The sequence below is a fragment of the Chitinimonas koreensis genome, from assembly GCF_014353015.1.
In the GTDB taxonomy this organism is placed as follows: domain Bacteria; phylum Pseudomonadota; class Gammaproteobacteria; order Burkholderiales; family Chitinimonadaceae; genus Chitinimonas; species Chitinimonas koreensis.
Genome location: NZ_CP060704.1, coordinates 2,351,384 through 2,377,876, shown reverse-complemented (window position 1 = coordinate 2,377,876; position 26,493 = coordinate 2,351,384). Strand labels below are relative to the sequence as shown.

The following is a 26,493-nucleotide window of genomic DNA, read 5'->3' as shown; positions in this document are numbered from 1 at the left end:
ATGCCTGCGGACAGCGCGGGTCAGAAGTGCGTGCCGACGCCGATGCCCCACACCAGCGGATCAACCTTGAGCGAGCCGAGGCCGGGGCCGTTCTTCACCTTCACGTCGGTCTTGATGAACAGCTTCTTGACGTCGAGGTTGACGAACCAGTCCTTGTTCACGGCGATGTCGGCGCCGAGCTGCAGCGCGCCGCCGAAGCTGTTCTTGTCGACCTCGAGCTCGGCCGCGCCGGCCTTGAGGTCGGCGTTGTAGAAGCGGGTGTAGTTGAGGCCGGCGCCGACGTAGGGGCGGAAGGTCGCCTGGGGCGCGAAGTGGTATTGCAGCGTGACGGTCGGCGGCAGGTGGCTGACCTTGCCCAGGCTGGCGCCGCCGGCGGTCACGTTGTGGCGCGCGGTGCCGAGGATCAGCTCGGCGCCGATGTGGTCGGTCAGCATGTAGGTGAAATCCAGCTCGGGCACGGCCTTGTCGTCGACGTCCACGTCGAGCGTGGCCAGCGTGCCGCTGGTCGAGACGTCGGGCGCGACCTCGATCGCGCGGACGCGGACCAGCAGGTCGCCCTGGGCGGCGTAGGCCGGGGCGGCGAGCAGCAGGGCGACGGCGAGGGCGGACAGTGTGCGTTGCATGATGGGTTCTCCGGGAATGGCCGGCCTCCCTTGGCCGGCATGCGGCGAACTCTAGCCACCTTGCTGCGATGCAATATTGCGCAAGATCATAAGAATCGCGAAACGCCACGCCTTGCGACCATCCGGCTCATCCCGACCGGATCGCTCCCGATTAAATCTTTTATAAACATGGGCTTATTTATATTCGATTTGCCGGCCGGCAAGACGGCGCAGTATCCTAGCGTTTTGCCCGAATTTATCGGACGCCAGCCCATGTCCATCGTCATCAAGAATCAGGAAGACATCGAAAAGATGCGCATCGCCGGCCGTCTCGGCGCGGAGGTGCTCGATTTCATCACGCCCTACGTCAAGCCCGGCGTGACCACCGCCGAACTCGACCGGCTGTGCCACGACTACATGGTGAACGTGCAGGGCACCATCCCGGCGCCGCTCAACTACTGCCCGCCCGGCTACACGCCCTACCCGAAGTCGATCTGCACCTCGGTCAACCACGTGATCTGCCACGGCATCCCGAACGACAAGCCCCTGAAGAACGGCGACTGCATCAATATCGACGTGACCGTGATCAAGGACGGCTACCACGGCGACAACAGCCGCATGTTCATGGTCGGCGAAGTGGCGCCCTACGTGTCGCGGCTGGCGCAGGTCACCTACGAATGCATGTGGATCGGCATCGACCTGGTCAAGCCGGGCCGCCGGCTCGGCGACATCGGCGCGGCGATCCAGCGCCACGCCGAGCGCGCCGGCTACTCGGTGGTGCAGGAATTCTGCGGCCACGGCGTCGGCAAGCGCTTCCACGAGGAACCGCAGGTGCTGCACTACGGCACGCCGGGCACCGGCGTCGAGCTGCGCGCAGGCATGATCTTCACCATCGAGCCGATGATCAACCTGGGCAAGCGCCATATCCACGTGATGCCGGACGGCTGGACCGTGGTGACCAAGGACCGCAAGCTGTCGGCGCAATGGGAGCACACGGTGCTGGTCACGGAAACGGGCTACGAGATCATGACCCAGTCGGCCGGCACGCCCGCCAAGCCGGCGTTGCTGGCTTCTCCCGTCGCCGCATAAGGTTCCTGCATGCTGTATTCAAGCGCCCGGCACAGCCGGGCGTTTGCGTTTTGTGCGGGCTGAAACGCGGGTCGCTCCCCTGATCCGTTCCTACCCGCCCTCTCCGCCACCGGGCCCCCGATGGCGGTCCCTCGCGAAGTCGAAGACTTCGTGGGTGGTCCAGAGGCAGCCTCGCTGGCGCTCGTCAGCGTATCGCTCATCCATTCGCACATATTCTCAAGCGCCTGCGGAACAACGCCTCGCAGGAGCGGCTTCAGCCGCGAATGGCCACCGAGCCACTGCACGCATGCGCGGCCGAAGCCGCGAATGGCCGCCGAGCCACTGCACGCATGCGCGGCCGAAGCCGCTCCTACGCGCGCCATTCGACGCGGCGAGTCTTCGCTAGGCACGGCATTCCTGCCGCACTACACCGCCGCATGCAGGACTATGCTGCGGCATCACCCCACGGACACCCCGCCATGCTGATCGACCTCGAACTCGCCGATGCGCTAGCCGCCGCCGAGCTGCTTGCGCTGCAGCGCCTCGCCTACCGGCAGGAGGCCGAGCTGATCGGCTATCCCAGGCTGCCGCCGCTGCTGGAATCGCTGCCCGAGCTGATGGATTGCGGCGAGACGGTGATCGGCTGGCGCGAGGACGGCGAGCTGCTCGGCGCGCTGGGCTACGTGACGGAAGGCGATGCGCTCGACGTCTGCCGCCTGGTGGTCGCGCCGGCGGCGCAGCGGCGCGGCATCGCGCGCCAGCTGGTCCAGGCCGCCATCGATGCGGCCGGCGGCCGGCCGGTCGGCGTGTCGACCGCGGCGGCCAATGCACCGGCGCTGGCGCTCTATCGCACGCTCGGTTTCGCCGTGACGCGCGAATTCGCCACCGCCGACGGGCTGGCGCTGGTGAGCCTGGCGCGGCCGCCCCGGTAGGCCGGCATTCGTTCCGACGGCGCCGCTCGACCCTATCGCCGCCGGAACGAACGCCGGCCCACGGTAAACGGCGCGCAACGGCGGGCGGCCTCGTTCCGCACTGCCGCACACCGCCCTTCCCTCTCCCCCGCAAGCGGCGAAGATAGGCGCTTCCCTCGCTCCCGCCGCCGCCATGAACGCTCCCGCTTCCATTCCCGATCTCCGCCGCGAGCTGCAAGGCGCGCGGGCGGCGCTGTACGACGACTACCACGACCCGGAACAGGCCGGCGCGCTGCTCGATGCCGGCGCCAAGCTGGTCGACCGCTTCCTGGCCGAACGCTGGCAGGCGCTCGGCATCGACCCGCACGCGGCGCTGGTGGCGGTCGGCGGCTATGGCCGCGGCCAGTTGTTCCCCTGCTCCGACATCGACCTCCTGATCCTGCTGCCCGACGAAACCGGCCAGGCCACGCTCGACAAGGTCGAATCGCTGATCGGCCTCTTGTGGGATCTCGGCCTCGACGTCGGCCACAGCGTGCGCACGGTGCAGCAGTGCATCGACGAAGCCGCCCACGACATCACGGTGCAGACCACCCTGCTCGAGACACGCCTGCTGGCCGGCAGCGGCGCCGCCTATGCCGAGCTCGAGGCCGCGATGACGCGCCGGCTCGATCCGCGCGCCTTCTTCGAGGCCAAGCTGCTGGAGCAGCAGCAGCGCCACGAGCGCCACCAGGGCTCGGTCAACAAGCTCGAGCCGAACGTGAAGGAGGCGCCGGGCGGCCTGCGCGACCTGCACCTGATCCTGTGGCTGGCGCGCGCCTGCGGCCTGCCGGGCGACTGGAACGGCCTGCACAAGGCCGGCCTGCTGACCGGCCAGGAGATGCGCAAGCTCAAGCGCGCCGAGCAGATGCTGTTCTCCTTCCGCATCGCGCTGCACCTGACCGCCGGCCGGCGCGAGGACCGCATCCTGTTCGACTACCAGAACGCGCTGGCCAAGCGTTTCGGCTACGCCGACACCGACGCCAACCGCGCCAGCGAGCAGCTGATGGCGGTCTACTACCTGTCGGCCCGCATCGTCGCCCAGCTGCAGCCGCTGTTAATCCAGGCCTTCCGCCGCCGGCTGTACGGCAAGAAACAGCTCGAGATCACGCCGATCAACGACCGCTTCGTCGCGCGCGGCCCCCTGCTCGAGATCGCCCACCCGGAGGTCTACGAGGACAACCCCTCGGCCATCCTCGAGACCTTCCTGGTGCTGCAGCAGCACCCCGAGCTGACCGCCATCGGCGCCGACACGCTGCGCGCGCTGTGGCACGCCCGGCCGCGCATCAACGCGGCGTTCCGGCGCGACCCGGTCAACAAGGCGCTGTTCATGCAGATCATGCGCCAGCCGCAGGGCACCACCCGGGTGATGCGGCGGATGAACCAGTACGGCGTGCTGGGCCGCTACATCCCGGCCTTCGGCAAGATCGTCGGCCGCATGCAGCACGACCTGTTCCACGTCTACACCGTCGACGAACACATCCTGATGGTGCTGCGCAACCTGCGCCGCTTCGCCACCCCGGCCTTCAACCACGAATACCCGCTGTGCTCGCAGCTGATCGAGGCGTTCGAACGGCCCGAGGTGCTCTACCTGGCCGGCCTGTTCCACGACATCGGCAAGGGCCGCGGCGGCGACCATTCGCAGCTCGGCAAGGTCGACGCGCGCGAGTTCTGCGTCTCGCACGGCCTGGCCAAGGAGGACACCGACATGGTGGCCTGGCTGGTCGAGCACCACCTGACCATGTCCAGCGTGGCGCAGAAGCAGGACGTCTACGACCCCGACACGGTGGCCGACTTCGCCCAGATCGTGCGCGACGAGCGCCACCTGAACGCGCTCTACCTGCTCACCGTGGCCGACATCCGCGGCACCAGCCCCAAGGTGTGGAACGCCTGGAAGGCCAAGCTGCTGGAAGACCTGTTCCGCGCCACCCGGCGCTACCTGACCGGCGAGACGCTGAACGCCAACGACGCGCTCGACGAGCGCCGCCACGAGGCCGAGAGCATGCTGCGCCGCCACGGCCTGCGCGACGACGCCCACCGGCCGTTCTGGAAGACGCTCGACCCGGTCTACTTCCTGCGCCACGACGCACCCGAGATCGCCTGGCACGGCCGCGTGCTGTGGGGCCGCTTCGACAGCGGCGAGCTGGTGGTGCGGGCGCGGCCGGCCGAGAGCGGCGAAGGGCTGCAGGTGCTGGTCTACTGCGCCGACCGGCCCGACCTGTTCGCCCGCATCTGCGCCTTCTTCGAGCGCGCCGGCTACAGCATCTTCGACGCCAAGATCTACACCACCCTCAAGGGCTATGCGCTCGACAGCTTCTACGTCCACGTCGCCGACGGCCGCGACATCGACTACCGCGACCTGGTCGGCTACGTCGAATACGAGCTGGCGCAGATGATCGAGCGCGCCGAACCGCTGCCGGCGCCGCTGAACGGCCGGCTGAGCCGCGTGCTCAAGCACTTCCCGCTGCCGCCGCAGGTGCTGATCCGGCCCGACGACAAGCACAAGCTGCACATCCTGTCGCTGGTCGCCGGCGACCGGCCCGGCCTCTTGTCGCGCATCGCGCGGGTACTGTCGGCCCATGCGATCGCGATCCACTCGGCCAAGATCATGACGCTGGGCGAACGGGCCGAGGACACCTTCACCATCTCCGGCGCCGCGCTGGCCGATTCGAAATCGATGGTGCGGCTGGAGGCCGACCTGCTGGAGACGCTGCGGCTCTGAGCGGCATCGGCGCCGGACTGCGGGGCCGCGCGCCGGCCTTTGCAACGGCCCGGGCGACCCCGCCGGACATTCGCCCGGTCGACATGGCCGCGCAAACGCCCGGCAGGTCGGAATTCATTCCGACCGCGCCCGCACCGACGCCGTTGTCGGAATGAATTCCGACCTAAGGGATGCACCGCCGCCGGAACGCCGCATCGAACGTTCGAGCGATACGGCGGCCTCCGGTCACCCTCCGCACTATCGGCGTGCAGATGCCAACGGCAACCATCACCCGCAACGCATCTCGAAAACTTCACGTCAACGTCATATATCCCGTTGCCCACATCGGCACAATCCAGCTCCCTAATAAAAGTTGTACATACAAAGGAGCTTACGAGATGCACGTCCCACGCCTTACCCTCGCCCTGCTCGCCGCGCTGGCCCTCCCGGCCGGCGCCGAGACCATCCGCCAGATCCAGGGCAAGACCCATGTCTCGCCCTACAACGGCAAGGCCGTCAGCCAAGTCACCGGCGTGGTCACCGCGCTGCGGACCAAGGGCTTCTACATGCAGGACCCGGCCGACGACGGCGACCCGGCCACTTCCGAAGGCATCTACGTCTACACCAACGCCAAGCCGACCGTCGCGGTCGGCGACGGCGTCAGCGTGGCCGGCACCGTCAGCGAATACCGCACCCGCGCGCCCAACGGCGATGCCGAACCGGCCAGCCTGACCATCACCGAGATCACCTACCCGACGGTGACCCGCACCTCGGTCGGCAATGCGCTGCCGGCCGCCGTGCGCATCGGCCCCGGCGGCCGCGTGCCGCCGGCCCAGCTGTTCCGCGCCGACGGCCCGGTCGACGTCGAGGCCAGCAGCGCCTTCGACGCCGCCGGCAACGGCCTCGATTTCTGGGAAAGCCTCGAAGGCATGCGGGTCGAGATCGCCGATGCGCGCGTCACCTCGCCGACCGCCTACAGCGAATTCACCGTGGTGCCGGCCGGCGCCGGCCTGATGAACAGCCGCGGCGGCATCACCATCCGCCAGAACGACTTCAACCCCGAGCGGGTGGTGGTGGCCGGCGGCACCGGCACCGTGAGCATCCCGACCGTCAAGGTCGGCGACCGCGTGAGCCGCGTCGCCGGCGTGCTCGACTACGACAAGCTCGGCTACCGCATCGTCGCCACCGAGGCGCTGGCGGTGCAGGCCGGCGCGACCAGCCGCACGGTCGCCACCGCGCCGATCAAGAACCAGCTGGCGGTCGCCTCGTTCAACGTCGAGAACCTGTCGGCCAAGGATGCCGCCACCAAGTTCAACGCGCTCGGCGCCGCAGTGGTGAACAACCTGCGCTCGCCCGACATCGTCGCGCTGATGGAGATCCAGGACGACAGCGGCCCGGCCGACGACGGCACGGTGGCCGCCGGCCAGACGCTGGCCAAGCTGACCGCCGCGATCACCGCCGCCGGCGGTCCGGCCTACCAGGCGCGCTGGGTCGATCCCAGCAACAACATGGACGGCGGCCAGCCCGGCGGCAACATCCGGCTGGCCTTCCTGTTCAACCCGGCCCGGGTCGGTTTCGTCGACCGCGCCGGCGCGGCCTTCGACACCGCGGCCGTGGCGCGGCTCGAGGGCGGCAAGCTGGCGCTCAACTACAACCCGGTGCGCATCAACCCGACCTCGGCCGCCTTCGCCAGCTCGCGCAAGCCGCTGGTGGGCGAATTCAGCTTCAACGGCAATACGCTGCTGGTGATCGCCAATCACTGGAATTCCAAGCTCGGCGACCAGCCGCTGTGGGGCCGCTACCAGCCGCCGGCACGCGCCTCCGAGACCCAGCGCGGCGCGATCGCCGGCGAAGTGAGCCGCTTCGTGCGCGATGCGCTGGCGCTCGATCCGCAGGCGCGGGTGGTGGCGCTGGGCGACTTCAACGACTTCGCCTACTCGGCCGCGCTCGGCCAGCTGACCGCCGCCGGCATGAAGGGGCTCGACCAGCTGCTGCCCGAGTCCGAGCGCTACACCTATGTGTACGAGGGCAACAGCCAGGCCATCGACCATATCCTGGTCAGCCCGGCGCTGTGGAACGCCGCCTCGCCGCAGTACGAGGTGGTGCACATCAACGCCGAGTTCCCCGACCAGATCAGCGACCACGACCCCGAGGTCGCCCGCCTCGACCTGCCGGCCGCGCCGCTGGGCACGCTGCGCGACGTGCGCATCAACGAGGTCTTGCCGGCGCCGACCGACGGCCGCGAGTGGGTCGAGCTGTACAACCCGACCGCCAATGCGATCGACCTCGGCGGCGCCAGCATCGACGACATCGCGAACGGCGGCGGCGCGCCCTACTACATCGCCAAGGGCACGATGATCCCGGCCCGCGGCTACTGGGTGCTGGAGCGCAGCAACTACTTCAACAACGGCAGCGACGAAGCCCGCCTGCTCGACGCCCAGGGCCGGGTGATCGACCAGTACGGCTACGGCCGGATCGAGTACGACCGCAGCTGGGCGCGCGTGCCGGACGGCGGCGCCTGGTCGGCCACGACCCGCGTGCCGACGCGCGGCGCGGCCAACCGCTGATCGGACGACGCGTAGTACGGATGCCGGCATCGCGCCGGCTCCGGTCAAACAAGGCCGCCGGGCTTGCCCGGCGGCCTTTCGCATGGGCGGCGGCCGCGGCCAAGCGCGGCGATGCCGCAGCGATCTGCGCCGAACCGCGGCAAAAATATAAGCTTGTCGAGCCCGTCCCGCCTCGCTACACCTTAAAGGCAGGAGCACGGCGCGCCACGTACTCCCGCGCCGCAATGCCGCTAGGCCGCCGCGGCAGGCGCCCCGCCTCCGATCCACGCCGCACCGTCCGAAAGCCCGCCATGCGCCTCCGTCCCGCCCTGCTCGCGCTCTGCCTCGCCCTGCCGGCCGGCGCCGCCGAAACCGTCCGCTTCGTCACCCAGGAATACGTCGGCTACGCCCAGCCCAACGGCAAGGGCTACTACCTGGCGCTGCTGCGCACGGTGTTCCCCAAGCCGGATTACGACATCCAGCTGCGCTGGGCGCCGTTCGAGCGCAGCGTGCAGCTGGTGGAGAGCCGGGCCGCCGACGTCACGCCGGGGGTGAGCGCCGACCGCAAGGGCGTGCTGTTCAGCCAGCTCGCCACCGACCTCGACGCCTTCGACGTGGCGGTCCGCAAGGGCGCCTTCCCCGGCTGGAAAGGCCTGCCGACGCTGGCCGGCCAGCGCACGGTGGCCCAGATCGGCTACGGCTTCGACCAGTACGCGCCCGAGGTGAAGATGCATTACGAGGAAAAGAGCAGCCTCGACGGCATGCTGCAGATGCTGGTGTCCAGCCGGGTCGACGCGGTGCTCGACTACGAGGAGGACATGCGCCAGGCCGCTGCCAGGCTCAAGCTGGCGGACCGCATCGAAATCCGCCCCAGCGGCATCAGCAAGCCGCTTTATTTCGCCTTCGCCGACAACGACAAGGGCCGTAAGCTCAAGGCCCGCTTCGATGCGGAGACGGCCAGGCTCAAGGCCTCGGGCAAGCTCCGCCAAATCTTCCTCGGCGAGATCGACAAGCCGCGCGCCTTCCCGGGGTAAGCGCTCGCCACGATTCGGCAGGGCATGGTTGCGACCGGCAGCTCGCCTGCGGCGAAGCCGGTGGCTGACGGCAAGTGGATCATCGGCCTGATCGCGCTTGCACCTGACTTCATCCCACGCCCCTCGCCGCCCGAGGAAGCCTCGCTTCGCCTGCCAGGGCAGCCGCCCCGGCCGGCTTGAAGCCGATCGCCGCTGCGCCGGACGCAACGGCGCGGACCGCGAATCCACCAGCCGGGGGATTCGCAGCGGGATTCCCGATATATTCTTCCTCCAGAGCACGGCGGCCCGCAGCCGACCGTACCCCGGACCAGGAGGAAAGCCGTGGCAGACAAGCCGCTCCCCGCGCCCGAACGACCCGCTTCCCGCACGCCCGAACCGCCGATCGAAGCCGTGCCGCCGCTGCCGCACGACTGGCCGGCCCGCTGGCAGGCCATCGTCGAGGACCTGGCCGCGCTCAGCGGCGCCGCCGCGGTACTGCTGATCGGGCCGATCGAGGATGCGCTGCGCATCGCGGCGGTCGCCGCGCCGGGCGATCCGCCCTGGCACTTCGGCGAGCTGATCGCGCCGCAGCAGCCCGGCTGCTGCGATGGCGCGCTGCTCGCCGGCCTGGCCGAACTCGAGGTCGTCGACCTGGCCGAGCCGGCCTGGCGCGACGGCCCGCAGGCCCGGCGCGGCCGCGCCTGCTACTACGGCCTGCCGATCAGGCTGCCCGGCGGCGAGACCTTCGGCACGCTGTCGCTGCAGGGCGAACGGCCCGGCAGCGTACCGGCGCTGCAGCGCCGGCTGCTGGCGCAATCGCGCGAGCTGATCGAATCGCAGCTGGCGCTGGCGGCCGGCCCGCCGCTGGAGACGCTGGCCCACACCCGCTTCGACCGCCTGCTGGCCTTCCTGCCCCACCTGGTCTACGAGCTGCAGGTCGAGCCGGTCAGCGGCCGCCGCACCATCCTCTACGCCAGCGAGCGCGGCGCCGCCCAGTTCGGCCTCGACCCGGCCAGCCCCCAGCTGGCCGCCGAATTCCGCGAGCTGATCCATCCCGACGACCGCGACCGGATCGACCACCAGTTCGTCGAGCGCTCGCGCAGCCTGCAGCCCTATCACGCGCAATACCGCCTGCTGTGCGGCGGCCGCCTGCGCTGGGTCGACAGCAGCGCCGAGCCGCAGCGCCAGGCCGACGGCGGCGTGCTGTGGCGCGGCGTGCTGGTCGACATCAGCGCGCTGAAGGACGCCGAAGACACGCTGCGGCGCGAGCGCGAGCACCTGGCGCTGGCGACCGAGGCCAGCCGCCAGGGCATCTGGGACTACGACGCGGCCACCGGCGAGATCCATTGCAATGCGCGCTGGTACGAGATCTACGGCGTCGACCCGGCCCGCTTCCACCCTTCGCTCGAAGCGATCGCGGAACTGATGCACCCGGCCGACCGCGAACGCTGGGCCGAGCAGCGGCGCCGCTCGCTCGAGGCCGGCGAGGACTTCTTCCAGTTCGACTTCCGCATCATCCCGCCCGACGGCGAGGTGCGCTGGGTGGCCGGCACCAGCCGGCGCTTCCACTACGCCGACGGCGTTCTGACGCGGCTGGTCGGCGTCGCCGTCGACGTCACCGCGCAGCGCCGGGTCGAGCACGCGCTCAAGCTCAGCGAGGAGCGCTTCGACCTGGCCGTGCGCGGCAGCCGCGCCGGCATCTGGGACCTGAACGACGTCGCCGGCGAGGCCTACTGGTCGGACCGTTTCAAGGAAATCCTCGGCTACCGGCCCGAGGAGCTGACCGCCTCGATCGAGATGCACGCGCACTGGCTGCCGCAGCAGATCCACCCCGACGACCGCGACCGCATCGTCGAGACGCACCGCGCCCACTGCGAGGAACGCCGGCCGTACCGCGAGGAATACCGGCTGCGCCACCGCGACGGCCACTACCTCTGGATCGAGACCAGCGCCCAGGCGCAATGGGACCGGCAGGGCAAGGCGGTGCGCATGGCCGGCGCAATCCTCGACATCAGTGCGCGCAAGGCGGCCGAGCAGGCACTGCGCGAGAGCGAGGCGCGCTGGCAGTTCGCCCTCGACGGCGCCGGCCACGGCGTGTGGGACTGGAACATCGAAGCCGGCACGGTGTTCTACTCGCACCAGTGGAAGGCCATGCTCGGCTACGCCGACGACGAGATCGGCACCAGCGTCGAGGAATGGGCGCGGCTGGTGCATCCGGACGACCTGGCGCCCTCGCTGGCGATCATCCAGCGCTATTTCGACGGCGAGGCGCCGGTCTACCTGCTCGAGCACCGCATGCGCGCCCGCGACGGCGGCTATCGCTGGATCCTGAGCCGGGGCAAGATGGTCCAGGGCGGCGAGAACGGCGAGCCGCGTCGGATGATCGGCACCCATACCGACGTCACCGAACGCAAGGAGGCCGAGGAGCGCATCCAGCGCCTGCACGAGCGGCTGCAACTGGCGATGCGCGCCGGCGGCCTGGGCGTATGGGAGCTCGATTTCGACGTCGGCCGCTTCATCTGGGACGAGCAGATGCACCTGCTCTACGGCCAGCCGCAGGACGGCTTCGACGGCAGCCTGGACGGCTGGCTGGCGCTGATCCATCCCGACGACGCCGGCCGCGTGCTCAGCGACTGGGGGATCACGGTCGCCGACACCTCGATGTTCGAGAGCGAGTTCCGCATCCTGCAGCCCTCGGGCGTGCAGCGCCACATCCGCGCCCAGGCCCAGGTCCACCGCTACCCGGACGGGCGGCCGCAGCGCGCGCTCGGCATCAACTGGGACGTCACCGCCGAGCGCCAGGCCGCCGCCGCGCTGACGGCCGCCAAGGAGGCCGCCGAAGCGGCCGAGCGCATCAAGAGCGAATTCCTGGCGGTGATGAGCCACGAAATCCGCACCCCGATGAACACCGTGCTCGGCATGGCCCGGCTGGCGCTGCAGACCGAGGTGACGCCGCGCCAGCGCAACTACCTCGACAAGATCGACCTGTCGGCCAAGTCGCTCTTGGCGCTGGTCAACGACCTGCTCGACTTTTCCAAGATCGAGGCCGGCAAGCTCGAATTCGAGCAGATCGACTACACGCTCGACGGCGTGCTCGAGTCGGTCTCGGCGATGACCGCGATGAAGGCCGAGGAAAAGGGCCTGGAGATCATCTACGACGTCGGCCGCGACGTACCGGCCCAGTTGCTCGGCGATCCGCTGCGGCTGGGCCAGGTGCTGATCAACCTGGTCAACAACGCGGTCAAGTTCACCGACCGCGGCGAGATCGTGGTGCGCGCCGCGCTCGAGCAGCCGGCGCACGAGGGCACCGCCATCCTGCGCTTCGACGTGCGCGACACCGGCATCGGCCTCGACGCGGCCCAGTTCAGCCGGCTGTTCAAGCCGTTCTCGCAGGCCACCAGCCAGACCAGCCGCCACTACGGCGGCACCGGCCTGGGCCTGGCGATCTGCCGCCAGCTGGTCGACCTGATGGGCGGCCGCACCTGGGCCAGCAGCGAGCCGGGCCTGGGCAGCACCTTCAGCTTCACGCTGCCGGTGCGGCTGCCGGCCGGCCCGGCCGGCACGCTGGCGCGGCGCGAGCTGCGCGGCGTCGGCGGCCGCCGCGTGCTGGTGGTCGACGACAATGCCAGCGCGCGCGACATCCTGCTGCTGATGGTGCGCGACTTCGGCATGGACGCGGCGGCCGCCGCCTCGGGGCCGGCCGCGCTCGAAGCGGTGCGCCAGGCCGCCACGCGCGGCCGGCCGTTCGAACTGGTGCTGATGGACTGGCGCATGCCGGGCATGGACGGCCTCGAAGCGGCCCGGCTGATCCGCGGCGACGGCGTGCTGCCCTACGTGCCGGCGGTGCTGATGGTCACCGCCTACGCGCGCGACGACCTGCTCAAGCGCGCCAACTCGCTCGGCCTCAACGGCGTGCTGATCAAGCCGGTGACCGAATCGGTGGTGTTCAACACCATTTCCGACGCGCTCGACGGCGCCGAAGCCGCGGCCGGCGCGCCGCCGCGGCGCTCGCGCGAGCTCATGCGGCTGCAGGGCCGCCGCGTGCTGCTGGCCGACGACGATGCGGCGCGGCGCGAGGCGCTGGTCGCCGGCCTCGAACGGGTCGGCGTCCAGGTCGAGCAGGTCGGCAACGCCGCCGAGCTGATGGCGCGGGCGCGGCTCGGCGGCTACGACGCGGCGCTGCTCGGCGCCCGTCTGGCCGACCTCGACGGACCGGCCGCAGTGCGCGCGCTGCGGCGCGATCCGCACCTCGCCGCGCTGCCGGTGCTGGGGCTGGACGGCCCTGGCGAATCGGCCTGGGACGACCTGGCCGATCCGGCGTTCGGTCGGGCCGCGTTCGGTCGGGCCGCGCTCGGTCGGGCCGTGTCCGGCGCGCCGAGCCCGGAAGCGGGCGATCCGGCGGCCGATGCCGCGACGGCCGGTGCCGCGGCGGCCGACATCGGTCTTCTATACGACGCGCTGCTGCAGCGGCTGCCGCGCCATGCCGGCCTCGCCGCGCTGGCCGGCCGCCATGCGCTGGTGGTCGACGACAACGCGCTCAACCGCGAGGTAGTGACCGATTTCCTGCTCGCCGCCGGCATGCGCGTCGACACCGCCGCCCACGGCATCGAGGCGCTGGCGCGGCTGGAGCAGGACGATTACGACATCGTGCTGATGGATGTGCAGATGCCGCGCATGGACGGCCCGACCGCGGCCCGCGCGATCCGCCGCGAGGCGCGCTGGGCGGCGCTGCCGATCATCGCGCTGACCGCCCAGGCGCAGGCCGCCGACCGCCAGGCCTGCCTCGCCGCCGGCATGAATGCCCACCTGACCAAGCCGATCGACGAGACGGTGCTGTACCGCACGTTGCTGCAGCACCTGCCGTCGCTGCCGCCGGCGGCGGCCTCGTTCGCCCCGCCGCCGGCCGAGGCCGAACCGCTCGGCCCCGATCTGCCGGAACTGCCCGGCCTCGACCTGCCGGCGGCGCTGGCGCGGCTCGGCGGCCGACGCGACCGCCTGCTGCGGCTGCTGCAGGGCTTCGTGCGCGACTTCGCCGCGGTGCCGGCGCAATCGCGCGCCGACCGCCTGGCCGACCGGCTCGACCTGATCGAGCTGACTGCCCATACCGTCAAGTCGGCCGCCGACTACCTCGGCGCCTATGCGCTGTCGGCCACTGCCGCGCGGCTCGAGGCGCTGCTGCGCAAGGGCGACGGCGCAGCCATGGCGGAGGCGCCGGCCGACGCGGCGCTGGCCGACTTCCAGGCCGAGCTGGAGCACGTCCTCGCGCAACTGTCCGGGCTGCTCGCGCGCGCTAGCGCCGACACGGCCCAGGCTGCGCTGCCGCTCGACCGCACCCTGCTGCTGCAGCGCATCGACCTGGCCGCGCCGCTGGTGGCGCAGGGCGACTATGCGGCGCAGGCGCTGCTCGACGAGCTCGGTGCGCGGCTGGCCGGCAGCGCGCCGGCAGCGCTGCTCGAGACGGTCTGCGCGCGCTTCGACGAAGTGGAACTGGTAGCGGCCAGCACCGCGCTGCAGCGGCTGCGGACCGCCATCGCACGGATCGACCAGGAGGAGGGACAACAATGACCGAGACCCCGCAACAGACGGTGCTGATCGTCGACGACGACCGCATCAGCCGCACCATGCTGGCCGAGCTGCTGAAGGACGAATGCCGCGTGGTGCTGGCCAAGGACGGCGCCTCCGCGCTGCAGCGCATCGAGGAAGACCCCGACATCTGCCTGGTGCTGCTCGACGTCTCGATGCCCGAGATGAGCGGCTACGAGGTGCTGATCAAGCTGCGCGGCAACCCGCTGACGGCCGACCTGGCGGTGGTGTTCATCAGCGGCTTCACCGAGGAGGAGAACGAGGAGCAAGGCCTGCAGCTCGGCGCGCTCGACTACGTGTTCAAGCCGATCCGGCCGGTCACGGTGCGCGCACGCATCCGCAACTACCTCAAGCTGGTGGCCCAGCGCCGCGAGCTGCAGCGGCTGGCCAGCCACGACGGGCTGACCGGCCTGGTGAACCGGCGCTATTTCGACGAGGCGCTGGCGCTGGCCTGCCGGCAGGCGGCCCGGCGTGGCGAGCCGCTGAACCTGGCGATGATCGACGTCGACTACTTCAAGCAATACAACGACCGCTACGGCCACCCGGCCGGCGACGAGGCGCTGCGCCAGGTCGCTCGCCTGGTGCAGCGCCATGCGCGGCGGCCCGACGACGTGGCGGCGCGCTACGGCGGCGAGGAATTCGTGCTGCTGCTGCCCGGCCAGCCCGACTTCGGCGCGCTGCTCGAGGCGCTGCGCGGCGAGGTGCAGGCGCTGGGCTGGAACACCTGTCGTCCAAGGTGGCCCCCTGCGTGACCATCAGCGTCGGCGCCGTGACCGCCACGGTCGACGAGGCGGAAGAAGCCGCGGCCGCGCTGCTGCACCGGGCCGACGCCAACCTCTATGCCGCCAAGCAGGCCGGCCGCAATCGCGTGGTGCGCGACGGCGCGGCGGAGCCGGCGGCGTGAGCGCGGAAGCGGCGGTGCCGGCATCTGCGCCGGCCTGAACCATCAGGCACGACCACACGAGCGGCTTCGGCCGCGAATGATGCCGGCGGCACATCCGGCCATTCGCGGCCGAAGCCGCTTCTGTAAGCGCCGCACGCCCCCCGTATCCATGCGAAGCCCCTCGCCCACCGTGGGAAGCGTCGGGATGAGGGAGCACCGCCAATTCGAAACACTACCCCGCCCCTTAGCAGAAAATTAGTTAACCTATTGATATGCATTGAAAATATCATTATTGAAACACGCGTTTCAACAGGTAGATCGTCGCGATCTTCCACCAAGCAACGCGCCAAGCCAGGAAATTCCGCCGCGACATCCAGCAGCCCACATGCGAGAGCAAGCCCGCCGAGTCCTGCAGTACACGGCCGCCCTTTCAGCCCTGCATCGGAAGATGCCTCTCACAGAAAATCATTAAATAACCATGATTCAAAACGAATTTCCCAAACTTGAAACATGAGTTTCAAATTGAGCGAGCCTTCTTCCATCGATCCGGTGACGCCCTCGAGATGGCCGACATGCGCCCCGATGGCATCGATGACCTGCCTGTCGGCCGCGCATCGCTCGACGCGACGGCGCTCGGAGCGATCCGCCGTGCCGCGGTCCCGCATATGGGCAGGCATCCCCTCGGCCGCGGCCGCGGCCGAGACCGAGACTGAGACCATCCGGCGAGACACGGCGGAACGCGCCTGTTCCCCAAAAGCCACGCGCCGGCCGAACGAAGGAAATTCCTCCGTCCGACCGGCGCGCCGCAAAACCCGGCCGTCCAGGCCGCCAGCGATGATCGCCGTTCAATCGTCGTCGTAACCCATCGCTTCGCGCCGCGCCGCCATCGCGTTCTTGAGGCGCGCATGGGCCGACGTCCTGATGCGGCTGGGCTGGTAGGGATCGTAGCCACCGCGGTCGAGCGCCTCGCCCATCAATGCCGACATGCCGCGCTTGTCGCCGCCCAACTTGGCCCGGACCGCTTTCTCCACGAATTCGCCGCGGTTGTTGCCGTGGCTGCTCGAGCTCTTGGGCAGGTATTCGGCGTAGCCCGAGACCTTGCTCAGCGGCTCCATGCCCGGCGGCGTCGCCCGCAGCGTCGGCCCCTGGATATCCTTGCGCAGCGCCTGGTCGACGATGCGTCCATCGTTGACGTCCGGCCGCTTCACGCCGAGGTAGACCACCGCGTCATCGACCCGCTTGCCGATATTGGACGGGCCCATGATCTTGCTCTGCCGCACCAGGTCGGGACGCTGGCGAACCACGTTGACCATGTTGAGGGCCATCTCCGGCGCCTCGTTCACATCGATGTTGAGACTGAGCCGCGAGGAAGCGCCGCTGCGGTGCTTCCTCGGCTCGTTCTCCGGATTCATGCGATAGGCGAAGGCATGCATTGCCGCGTCCGATCCGCGCTGGCGCCGCATCTCGCTCGGCGACAGCTTGCTGCCCTGCTCGTAGACCTTCACCTTGCTGATGCCCTGGGCCTGGTGCAGGCGATCGAGCCGGTCGAAGGTCCGCTCGGCATGTTCCTGCGACTGCGGATGATCGGCGCGCCAGTTGTCGTAGAGCGCGCGGGTGACATCGCCGGTATAGCGGCTCTGCATCTGGGCCGACTGCAGGCTGGAAACCACGTTGTGGGTCCGGTACGCCCACTGGTCCATCGACTTGCGCGCATAGTTGGCCGGTCCGCCCGATACGCCGCCACTGGCGTTCAGGTCGCCGCGCAGCGAGGTGATGCCGCGCCGGGTCGCCGCGATCATGTCGGTGAAACCATGGGCGGTGTCGTTGCCGGAACGCCGGATCGAGGTCCCGCTCACGTCGAGCGGGCCGAGCGAGGCGCGGCCCACCGGCTTCAGCGCGGTCTTCTGCCGCTTCAGGTCGAGCTCGAACTTCTTGCTCTGCAGGTCGCTTCTGAGAATGCGTGGCCGCTGCATCTTGTTCCCCCTGGTCAGTCGATTCGGGCCGCACACCTTGCACGGCACGTCTTCATAGACGAGGCCGCTGCCGAATACAAACGCGGCGACGGCCTCCGATCAGTGCCTGTCCTGAATACACGCCGTCCACGGTGGGAACGGACGGCGCAGGCTATTTCCGCCTCGCCGTTCCAATGGAATCCGCCGCCAGTTTGCGAGGATTGAGCTGGCCCCAGACCGTGGTGAATTCCGCGCCGGAGGTATCGCTGGCATCTTCGAGCGAGTCCTGGGTGATTTCTTCATCGCCCTGCCTACCGAACAGCACCACTTCGCTGTCCCGGACAATGCCGTCCGCCCCACCGATGAAGTCGGTGACATCGACCATGATCGTATTCATGGTGACACGGCCCATGACGGGTACCCGATGCCCCTTGATCAGGACATAGGCCAGATTGGTGAAATCACGCCGGTAGCCGTCCGAATAGCCGACCGGGATATTCGCCAGGCGGCTATCGCGCGTCAGCAATCTGGTCCGGCCATAGCTCACGGTACTGCCTTGCCTATAGAAATTGATCGAAGCGACTTTCGACTTGAAAGTCATCGCACGCTCGAAATGCGCCGTCGCGGTTCCGCCGGCGGTTCTGACATAATCGACGTCGTCGACGTCTCCATACAGCGCCCCGCCCACGCGCACCATGTTCAGATGGGTTTCCTTCACGTTCATGGTCGCGAAGGAATTGGCGACGTGGCGATCCGCCTGCTTCCACGCGCTGAAGGCGGGATCGTCATCGATGATCTTCACCTGGGTCTTGAAGAGATTGAGTCCCGCCTTGTCGTCCGTCCTGGACTCGACCGGGAAATGAGTCATCAGCCCGACGACCTTGAGATTCTTCAAATCGCCGGCAATGCCCTGCAATTCCTTCTTGACCTCCTCGACCACCACGCCAGACCTGGTGGTCAGCTCGAAGCCATTCCGGCTCATCCCGCCAGCATTCAGGCCGATATGGATTCTGATCGGGTTCGCTTCGCTACCCAGCTTGTTGACCTCGACGGCAAGCGCCTGATTCCCGATCAATTCCTCGATATCGTAATTTTCCTTCTTTGGGTCGGCCGCGACCCTCCGCCCTTCCTTTATTTCGTCCAAGGTCGCGGTGCGAAGCCGGACCAATCTGATCGGCATCCCCATCGATTTCCGATCGTCGGCGCTCCTCAGGGCTTCATACTCCCGGATCACCCTCGCCTCTTCGTTCCCGGTGAAGCCGATGCAGAGCGGGGCTCGATCCCGGCCTTGATATAACCCTGATTGAGTTCGTAGATCACGGGAAGCAGCATCGCGATGCCGTGGCCGTATGCATCGGCCTTCATGACCACGCAGATCTTCACCTTTTTCCCATCTGCCGCGACTTCGTTCAGATAGGTACGCAACATCACGATATTGGCCTTGAAGACCTTGGTGGAAATCTCGAGCCAGGCATTGCTCTTCTCCGCCCGCTCGGCCTCCGACGCGGTATCCAGGGACAACCGGGGCGCTGCAAGACCCGATTGAAACCGCATCGCAAAAGCAGCCGCAGCCGTACCGATGACGAAATTGCGTCGCGTCAAGTTACCCATGTCCATTCCCTGCCTTTTCCGAAGAGCGACCTCGATTAGTCGACCAGGGAACGACGCTGCGCAGGCGAACAAACCCGCCGAAAAAAATTGCGGCGGTCTCGATGACCGCCGCAATGTTCAATCGCACTGGTTTATCCGCATGCGCCATGTATTTCCGACCGGCGCATCGCAACGCAAGCAGCAAGACCAGGCCCGTATCGCTGCCGGAGCGGGCGGACGTGGCGTTGTCCGCCCTCTCCGCACCTTCGCATCCAGCCTCGGCACCTGCCCGTTGTCCCACGGATCGCCGCATCGCCGTTCCCCCTGCCGAGCCACGCCGATTGGCGTGGCTCTAACGTGATAGGTGGCGACGGCTCCGGCCGCATTCCGTTTGCCGCCCCCATTTGTAGGAATTGCGACGAAGCGGCAGCTAGCCCACCGCGATCTGCCCGTCGACCATGCGGAAGCGCGCGCCGGGCTTCTCGTCGTCGACCTGCACCAGCTTCTGGCCGATCTGCAGCCGCACGCCGCCGTAGATGCGCTTGGGCACCTCGACGCAGGCCCCCTCGGCCACCTCGAGGAAGCCCTCCAGCTCGCGCAGCTTGTCCTCGAGCGAAGTCGCCTCGTTCTCCAGCAGGCCCAGCGTGTTCTCGGCCTTGGCGCGCACGCCGCCGCCGCCCTTGGCCGGGTTCTTGTCGAGGAAAGCCAGCAGTTGGCGCAGCTTGAGCGCCTCGTCGAGCTTGCGCTTGCGGGTCTGCTCGAGCGCAGCGCGTTCGGCGTTGATGAAGGGATTGAAACCGACCTGCACCAGCGTCGGCACGCCCGACGGCGCGCCGAGCACCGGCGCGCGCACCAGCTTGAGCGCGCGGGTGCGGCCGCCGATCAGGCTGCCCTGGTTGCTGCCCGGCTTGCCGACCACCACGCAGTCGCCGGCGGTCAGCTCGCTCTGGCGGATGCCGCCGTCGGCCTGGATCGAGCCGGCCGCCTCGATCACCGCATGCTCGATGAACTTGGCCTGCACCGAGCCGTTGCAGCGGATGCGCGCGGTCTCCAGCGCGCCGCCCCGGGCGCGCTGTCGGCCTTGCCGATGATGCCGCCCTTGACCACCACGTTGCCGCCGGCCACCACCTCGGCCGCCTCCAGCGTGCCGGCCACCACCACGTCGCCGGCCACCCGCACCGTCATGCCGGCCTTGATGTCGCCCTTGACCTGCACGGTGCCGTCGAAGTCGATGTTGCCGGTCTCGAGGTTGACGTCCTGCACGTCGACCAGCGGGTTGACCACCACCCCGTTGGCCTGCAGCGAGGGCGCGCCGGCGATGGTGGAGAGCAGCAGGTTGGCATCGTTGGCATCGGGCTCGGCGCCGTTGAGGCGGGCGAACGGGGTGTCGGCCACCGGCCGCGCCGGCACGGCCCGGTTGAACACGTCCACGCCGTTGCGGCCCTGCACCGCCGGGTGGCGCCGCATCAGCGGCGTGCCCGGGTCGACCACCACCAGGTTGCCGAGGTCGCGGTAGTCGACCAGCTCGTCGTCGCCGCGCTCGTGGCCGCTCGCCTTCAGCGATTCGAGCAGGCTGTCGAAATAGGCCGGCGTGCCCGGCTCGGGCTCCTCGCCTTCGGCGATCAGCAAGTGCTCGCAGGCGCCGGCCGCCAGCGCGGCCTCGAGCTCGGCGCGCTTGACGCCATGGACGATCTGGCGCACCCGGATCGCTTCCTCGATCTGCTCCAGGCTCACCGCGCGGCCGCCGCGCGGCGCGACCAGGGTGAGCCAGGCTTCCATGCGGCTGTCGGACACCACGATGTCGAAGCTGCCGTCGCGCGCTTCGCCGATCACCGCCTCGACCGGCTCGGTCGCCTCGCGGCACTGCTCGACGAAGGCCGCGATCGCCGCGTCGTCGAGCGCATAGCCGGCATAGCCCTCCTGCCCCAGCAACTCGTCGACGCTCCCCTTGGCCGGCGGCGTGGCCTCGTCGGCCGGTTCGTAACGGATCCTCAATTGCTGCGTCGCCGCGTCGAGCGCGAGCGACAGGTTTTTCTCGTTTGTCCCCATCATGCGTTTCCCGCTTTTTCGTAATGGTCGATTCCGGCGCCCAAGCCTGCTTCAGGCTGGATCGTCGTTTCATGATATGCCAACGATTCGCCAAGCGCCTCAAACACTTAGCCGCGCTTGTTGATGCATTGCGGCAAAGCGCGGCCGGCCAGCCGGTATAATCGCCGCTTTACCCCAGTCCGATTGATCCGAATGGCCGTCCTTACCGTCGAAAACGCCTGCCTCGCCTTCGGGCACGTCGCCCTGCTCGACCACGCCAACTTCTCGCTCGAAGCGGGCGAGCGCGTCGGCCTGATCGGCCGCAACGGCGCCGGCAAATCCTCCCTGCTCAAGGCCATCGCCGGCACCATCCGGCTCGACGACGGCGCGGTCCGCGTCGCCGGTTCCGCCCGCATCGCCTACGTGCCGCAGGAACCGCCGTTCGAGCCCGGCATGACGGTGTTCGAAGCGGTCGCCGAGGGCCTGGGCGAGGTGCGCCGGCTGCTGACCGACTACCACGCCGCCGCAGCCGCCGCCGCCGAGGGCGACGCCGGCGCGATCGAGCGGATGACCGCGCTGCAGCACGCGCTCGAGGCGCAGGACGGCTGGCGGCTCGATTCGCTGATCGCCGGCACGCTGTCCTCGCTCGGCCTGCCGGCCGATCGCCGCATCGAGGAGCTGTCGGGCGGCTGGAAGAAGCGCGTGGCGCTGGCCCGCGCGCTGGTGGCCGAGCCCGAGGTGCTGCTGCTGGACGAGCCGACCAACCATCTCGACCTCAGCGCGATCGAATGGCTCGAAGGGCTGATCCGCAGCTTCCCCGGCGCCGTGCTGCTGATCACCCACGACCGCCGCTTCCTCGACAACGTCGCCACCCGCATCATCGAGCTCGATCGCGGCCTCCTGGCCAGCTTCCCCGGCAACTTCAGCACCTACCAGGGCCGCAAGGCCGAGATGCTGGAGAGCGAAGCCGCCGCCAGCCGCAAGTTCGACAAGTTCCTGGCGCAGGAAGAGGTGTGGATCCGCAAGGGCGTGGAAGCGCGCCGCACCCGCAACGAAGGCCGCGTGCGCCGGCTCGAGCAGCTGCGGCGCGACCGCGCGGCGCGGCGCGAGCGGGTCGGCAACGTCAACTTCCAGCTCGATTCGGGCGAGAAGAGCGGCAAGCTGGTGGCCGAGCTCGAACACGTCTGCAAGGCCTACGGCGGCCGTACGCTGATCCGCGACTTCACCACCCGCATCCTGCGCGGCGACAAGATCGGCCTGATCGGCCCCAACGGCGCCGGCAAGACCACCCTGCTCAAGCTGATCCTCGGCGAGATCGCGCCCGACAGCGGCACGGTGCGCCAGGGCAGCAAGCAGGAGATCGCCTACTTCGACCAGTTCCGCGCCGCGCTGCCCGAAGAGACGCCGATCTGCGACGTGATCAGCCCCGGCTCGGACTACGTCACCATCGGCAGCGAGAAGAAGCACGTCATCAGCTACCTGGAAGACTTCCTGTTCGCGCCGGAACGCGCGCGCAGCCCGGTGAAGAGCCTCAGCGGCGGCGAGCGCGCCCGCCTCTTGCTGGCGCGGCTGTTCACCCAGCCGGCCAATATCCTGGTGCTCGACGAACCGACCAACGACCTCGACATCGAGACGCTGGAACTGCTGGAAGAGCTGCTGGCCAACTACCACGGCACGGTGTTCCTGGTCAGCCACGACCGGACCTTCCTCGACAACGTGGTGACCCAGGTGATCGCCTTCGAGGGCGACGGCAAGCTGCTGGAGAACCCCGGCGGCTTCGACGACTGGCAGGCCGCCCGCGCGCGGATGGGCTCGGGCGAGGCCAAGGCCGGCGCGAGCGCCGCCGAAGCCAGGCCGGCCGCCGCGGCGCCGGCCCGCGCCAACCCGCGCGCCGTCAAGCTCAGCTACAACGAGACGCGCGAGCTCGAACGGCTGCCGGGCGAGATCGAGGCGCTCGAAGCCGAGCAGGCCGGCCTGCAGGAGAAACTGCTCGACCCGGCCGTCTACCGCGACGCGCCGAAGGACGCCGCCGCCTGGCAGGCGCGCATCGGCGAGATCGAGCTGGCGCTGCTGGACAAGCTGGAACGGTGGGAAACGCTGGAGAAGAAGCAGCGCGGCGAGCAGTAAGGCCGAAGGCGTCTACTGCGCCAGCGGCAACCGGCGCAGGATGCGGGCGAATTCGCCGTTGCGGCGGATCTCGGCCAGGCCGCGGTTGAAGTCGGCCAGCTTGCGCGGGTAGTCGGGCTTGCGCTTGGCGATGCCGAGGTAGAGCGGCATGGTCTCGATCGGCGGATCGCGCCAGGCCACCTTCTCGGCCGCGGCCGGCAGCTCGCTGCGCAGCAGGTGGGCGGCCAGCGCCTTGTCGATCAGCACCAGGTCGAGCCGGCCGGCCGCCAGCTTGCGCAGATTGGTCAGGTCGTCGACCGCGTCCTCGACCTGCAGGCCGGCCGCATCGAACACCGGCGGATTGGCATAACCGCGTACCGTGCCGACGCGGTAGGCGGTCAGCGCGCCGAGGTTCTGCACCTCGATCGGCATGTCGCGCCGGCCGTAGAAGCCGATCTCGGTCTTCACCAGCGGATCGGAATAGGCCAGGAAGCGCTCGCGCTCGGCCTTGTACCAGACCGCCACCACGCCGTCGTACTGGCCCGACTCGACCTCGGCCATCAACCGCGCCCACGGCCGGAACACCAGCTCGACCTCGTAGCCGGCCGCCCGGAACGCCGCCCGCGCGATCGCCGCCACGCTGCCGTCCTCGGCCAGGTTGGGCGAGAAATACGGCGGGTAGTCGGTCGATACCAGGGTGACGCGCTCGGCCGCCGCGGCGGGCGCGGCCAGGCAGCACAGCAGCAGAGACAGGAACAGGCGCTTCATCGACGGTCGCGGCGCGGCGGGCGGACGGAACAGACCTCAATGTAGCGCAGCGCGCCGCGGCGAATCCCGGCCGGGCCGGCGGCGACAAAATATATAGCCCGTCCTCGCCAGACCCGCTCGCGAACCACAAGCAAGCCCTTGATCGAATTCGATTTTCCGGATCCCGCCGACAATCGCACCCGGGGATCGGCGCAACGGCGTGTTGCGCTCAGCGCACCAGGCCCAGCCGCTTGACGATGCGGTCGTATTCGCCGCTGCGGCGGATCTCGGCCAGGCCGCGGTTGAAGTCGGCCAGCCGCTTCTCCCAGCCCGGCCGGCCCTTCACCAGCGTGACGTACAGCGGCACGGTCGCCACCGCGGGCGACAGCCAGGCGATGCGGTCGCCCTGGCCCGGCAGGCGGGTCTCCAGCAGGTATTCGGTCAGCGCGTGGTCGATCAGGATCAGGTCGACCCGGCCGGCCAGGAGCTTGCGCACATTGGTCAGGTCGTCGACCGCCTCCTCGATGCGCAGGCCGGCCGCATCGAACGCCGGCGGGTAGGCGTAGCCGCGCACCACGCCGACGCTATAGGGCTTGAGCGCGTTCAGGTTGCTCACGTCGATCGGCTTGTCGACCCGGCCGTAGAAGCCGATCTGGTTGGTCCACAAGGGGTCGGCGAAGGCGAGGAACTGCTCGCGTTCCTTCTGGTGCCACACCGCCAGCACCGCGTCGTACTGGCCGGCCCGCGATGCCGCCATCACCCGCGCCCAGGGCTGGAACACCACCTGGGTGTCGTAGCCGCCCGCCTTGAAGGCCGCCCGCGCCAGCGCGGTGAAGGCGCCCTGCTCGGGCAGCTCGGTCGCGCAGTACGGCGGGTAGTCGGTGGTGATCAGCGTCAGCGTCTCGGCCGCCGCGGGCAGCGGCAGGCCGATGGCGCCGAGCAGCAGGCCGGCCAGCGCCAGCCAGCGGCCGACGCCGCGCGGGAAGGGGGAATATCGGCGAATCATGATGCTCACTTTAGGACATCCGGCCGCCGTCACCGGGAAAGCCTGAGGGGAAAGAAATCGGGCACCACGCCATGCAAACCGCTTCGGTAACCGGCAGCCGGCCCTGCCGGACTACCGCTGGTCGCATTCTGCGGCCGCAATGCCTCCGCTGACGGACGGATCGCAGCAAGTGCATGCAAACAAAAGCTAATATTCGCTGTCATGGCCTGCTCGAATTGACTAAGCTGGTCAAGACAGGACTCGGTTAATACCGGTTACAAGCTGGTAGGCAGACGAGAAAATAAGACAAGCGGGGAGCAGTATCAACATGGAGTTCGCGCGTATCCGACCGAACGACATCCAGGTTGGCAAGGCATTGCCCTGGGATGTTTACAACACGCAGGGCAAGCTGCTGCTGGGCAAGGGCTACGTCGTCTCCAGCGACAACCAGGCCGGCCGGCTGCTGCAGGACGGCGTCTTCGCCGATGCCCGCGACCTGGCCCGCACGCGCGCCAACAGCGGCGGCGGCGAGGCGGTCAGCGCGCCGCCGCCGTCGACCGCCCAACTGATCAGCCTGTGCCGCAAGCGGCTCGACCAGACCTATCAGCGCATCGTCGAACTCGGCCACAGCGGCCAGTTCGTCAACCGCATCGACGAGATCGCCGGCGTGGTCAGCAAGGCCTGCGACCTCAATCCGCACGTGGCCCAGGCGATGATCCTGCTGCGCCAGGACAGCCGCTTCCCGATCCGCCACATGGTCAACACCGCCGTGGTGGTGCGGCTGGTGGCGCGCGCGATGCGGCTGCCGGCGGCATCGGAACGCTCGGCGGTGGCGGCCGCGCTGACCATGAACTTCGGCATGGTCGAGCTGCAGGAGATGCTCAACGAGCAGCTCGCGCCGCTGAGCCAGTCGCAGCGCGAGGCGCTCGAGCGCCATCCCGAGGAAGGCGCCTCGCTGCTGGCCTCGATCGGCGTGACCGATCCGGTCTGGCTGACCGCGGTGCGCCAGCATCATGAATTCATCGACGGCACCGGTTACCCGGCCAAGCTCAGCGGCACCGCGGTCTCGCGCGAGGCGCAGTTGTTGGGGCTGGCGGACCTGTTCTGCGCCCGCATCACGCCGCGCGCCTACCGCCCGGCGGTGGCCTCCAACGCCGCGCTGCGCGGCATCCTGCTCGACCGCGGCAAGAGCGTCGACCCCGAGGTGGCGGCCTACTTCATCCGCGCGCTCGGGGTGTTCCCGCCCGGCATGCTGGTCAAGCTCGCCAACGGCGAGATCGCGGTGGTGGCCGAACCGGGCGAGAAGACCAGCCAGCCGGTGGTCGCCAGCGTGATCGGCCCGCAGGGCGACCGGCTGACGCTGGCGCTGCGGCGCGACACCTCGCAGGAGCATTACGCGATCAAGGAAACGGTCGATCCCAAGCAGTTCTCGACCTACGTGAACATGGAGGCGATCTGGGGCAGGCCGCGGTCATTTCGCACGCCTGAGGGTTGTCCACCGACAGTGCGGGCGCCCGGCAAAGCCGGGCGCTTAAGATTGCAGAGGGCTCGAGCGGCGGCCTTTCCTGATTCATCCCTACTCCCCCCGCCCTCGCCGCCGCGGGGGAGCCTCGCTTCGCTCGTCACTGAGCCTATGCACCTTCAATGCCTAATCTCACGGCCTGCGCGCAGAGCCGACACTGCCGTTGGAAGTAGCCTGTAGGAGCGGCTTTAGCCGCGAATGGCTGTAAATCCACCGACGC

Annotated in this window: 19 protein-coding genes; 10 read left to right on the top strand and 9 right to left on the bottom strand. The window is 69.0% G+C overall.

The annotated features are described in order from the left end of the window. Nucleotides 1-20: 20 nt before the first annotated feature. Complete coding sequence (locus H9L41_RS10215; protein WP_028448088.1) at nucleotides 21-623, bottom strand: OmpW/AlkL family protein; 603 nt, start codon at nucleotides 621-623, stop codon at nucleotides 21-23. Nucleotides 624-875: 252 nt separating this feature from the next. On the opposite strand from H9L41_RS10215, the gene map reads away from it, so the two are divergent. The 8 genes from map (at nucleotide 876) to H9L41_RS24615 (ending at nucleotide 15,364) form a co-directional block, all read left to right on the top strand. Beyond that, nucleotides 876-1,691 carry a type I methionyl aminopeptidase gene (gene map, locus H9L41_RS10210; RefSeq protein ID WP_028448089.1) on the top strand — a complete coding sequence of 272 codons (816 nt, stop codon included), beginning with the start codon at nucleotides 876-878 and terminating at the stop codon, nucleotides 1,689-1,691. Nucleotides 1,692-2,149: 458 nt separating this feature from the next. Beyond that, nucleotides 2,150-2,602, top strand: coding sequence for a GNAT family N-acetyltransferase (locus H9L41_RS10205; RefSeq protein ID WP_034608208.1), 453 nt, complete (start codon nucleotides 2,150-2,152; stop codon nucleotides 2,600-2,602). 172 nt (nucleotides 2,603-2,774) lie between these two features. Further along, nucleotides 2,775-5,339 carry a [protein-PII] uridylyltransferase gene (locus H9L41_RS10200; protein WP_028448090.1) on the top strand — a complete coding sequence of 855 codons (2,565 nt, stop codon included), beginning with the start codon at nucleotides 2,775-2,777 and terminating at the stop codon, nucleotides 5,337-5,339. Between the two features lie 377 nt (nucleotides 5,340-5,716). Further along, nucleotides 5,717-7,885: a DUF8508 domain-containing protein gene (locus H9L41_RS10195; protein ID WP_051319426.1), complete on the top strand. Its 2,169-nt coding sequence runs from the start codon at nucleotides 5,717-5,719 to the stop codon at nucleotides 7,883-7,885. 290 nt (nucleotides 7,886-8,175) lie between these two features. After that, nucleotides 8,176-8,898 carry a substrate-binding periplasmic protein gene (locus H9L41_RS10190; protein ID WP_028448091.1) on the top strand — a complete coding sequence of 241 codons (723 nt, stop codon included), beginning with the start codon at nucleotides 8,176-8,178 and terminating at the stop codon, nucleotides 8,896-8,898. 321 nt (nucleotides 8,899-9,219) lie between these two features. After that, on the top strand, nucleotides 9,220-14,442 hold the full coding sequence (locus tag H9L41_RS10185; protein ID WP_028448092.1) for a PAS domain-containing protein: 5,223 nt from the start codon (nucleotides 9,220-9,222) through the stop codon (nucleotides 14,440-14,442). After that, nucleotides 14,439-15,212, top strand: coding sequence for a diguanylate cyclase (locus H9L41_RS10180; RefSeq protein WP_265583993.1), 774 nt, complete (start codon nucleotides 14,439-14,441; stop codon nucleotides 15,210-15,212). The genes H9L41_RS10185 and H9L41_RS10180 overlap by 4 nt, the downstream gene beginning before the upstream one ends. Next, nucleotides 15,209-15,364 (top strand): diguanylate cyclase domain-containing protein, encoded by a 156-nt coding sequence (locus H9L41_RS24615; protein ID WP_265583992.1) that lies wholly within the window; start codon nucleotides 15,209-15,211, stop codon nucleotides 15,362-15,364. Before H9L41_RS10180 ends, H9L41_RS24615 begins: the two co-directional genes overlap by 4 nt. A gap of 434 nt (nucleotides 15,365-15,798) precedes the next feature. Here H9L41_RS24615 and H9L41_RS10175 read toward each other — a convergent pair whose 3' ends face one another. The 6 genes from H9L41_RS10175 to H9L41_RS10155 all read right to left on the bottom strand — a co-directional run bounded on the left by H9L41_RS10175 (nucleotide 15,799) and on the right by H9L41_RS10155 (nucleotide 20,937). Continuing rightward, on the bottom strand, nucleotides 15,799-16,062 hold the full coding sequence (locus H9L41_RS10175) for an HAD family hydrolase (RefSeq protein ID WP_028448094.1): 264 nt from the start codon (nucleotides 16,060-16,062) through the stop codon (nucleotides 15,799-15,801). Nucleotides 16,063-16,188: 126 nt separating this feature from the next. After that, entirely contained in the window at nucleotides 16,189-17,316 is a 1,128-nt protein-coding gene (locus H9L41_RS10170) for a T3SS effector HopA1 family protein (protein WP_028448095.1), read from the bottom strand. A 151-nt stretch (nucleotides 17,317-17,467) separates the two neighbouring features. After that, nucleotides 17,468-18,475, bottom strand: a complete 1,008-nt coding sequence (locus H9L41_RS10165; RefSeq protein WP_265583990.1) for an alanine racemase C-terminal domain-containing protein — start codon at nucleotides 18,473-18,475, stop codon at nucleotides 17,468-17,470. Between the two features lie 50 nt (nucleotides 18,476-18,525). Next, nucleotides 18,526-18,912, bottom strand: a complete 387-nt coding sequence (locus H9L41_RS24610; protein WP_265583989.1) for a type III PLP-dependent enzyme domain-containing protein — start codon at nucleotides 18,910-18,912, stop codon at nucleotides 18,526-18,528. 403 nt (nucleotides 18,913-19,315) lie between these two features. Next, nucleotides 19,316-19,906, bottom strand: coding sequence for a FapA family protein (locus H9L41_RS10160; RefSeq protein ID WP_265583988.1), 591 nt, complete (start codon nucleotides 19,904-19,906; stop codon nucleotides 19,316-19,318). After that, nucleotides 19,876-20,937, bottom strand: a complete 1,062-nt coding sequence (locus H9L41_RS10155) for a flagellar assembly protein A (RefSeq protein WP_187523793.1) — start codon at nucleotides 20,935-20,937, stop codon at nucleotides 19,876-19,878. Before H9L41_RS10155 ends, H9L41_RS10160 begins: the two co-directional genes overlap by 31 nt. A 189-nt stretch (nucleotides 20,938-21,126) precedes the next feature. On the opposite strand from H9L41_RS10155, the gene H9L41_RS10150 reads away from it, so the two are divergent. Beyond that, complete coding sequence (locus H9L41_RS10150) at nucleotides 21,127-23,040, top strand: ATP-binding cassette domain-containing protein (RefSeq protein ID WP_028448097.1); 1,914 nt, start codon at nucleotides 21,127-21,129, stop codon at nucleotides 23,038-23,040. Nucleotides 23,041-23,052: 12 nt separating this feature from the next. Here H9L41_RS10150 and H9L41_RS10145 read toward each other — a convergent pair whose 3' ends face one another. Next, nucleotides 23,053-23,787 (bottom strand): substrate-binding periplasmic protein, encoded by a 735-nt coding sequence (locus tag H9L41_RS10145; RefSeq protein ID WP_028448098.1) that lies wholly within the window; start codon nucleotides 23,785-23,787, stop codon nucleotides 23,053-23,055. Between the two features lie 208 nt (nucleotides 23,788-23,995). After that, complete coding sequence (locus H9L41_RS10140) at nucleotides 23,996-24,772, bottom strand: substrate-binding periplasmic protein (RefSeq protein WP_084300614.1); 777 nt, start codon at nucleotides 24,770-24,772, stop codon at nucleotides 23,996-23,998. 307 nt (nucleotides 24,773-25,079) lie between these two features. On the opposite strand from H9L41_RS10140, the gene H9L41_RS10135 reads away from it, so the two are divergent. After that, on the top strand, nucleotides 25,080-26,453 hold the full coding sequence (locus H9L41_RS10135) for an HD-GYP domain-containing protein (RefSeq protein WP_187523792.1): 1,374 nt from the start codon (nucleotides 25,080-25,082) through the stop codon (nucleotides 26,451-26,453). The last annotated feature ends 40 nt before the right edge of the window (nucleotides 26,454-26,493 follow it).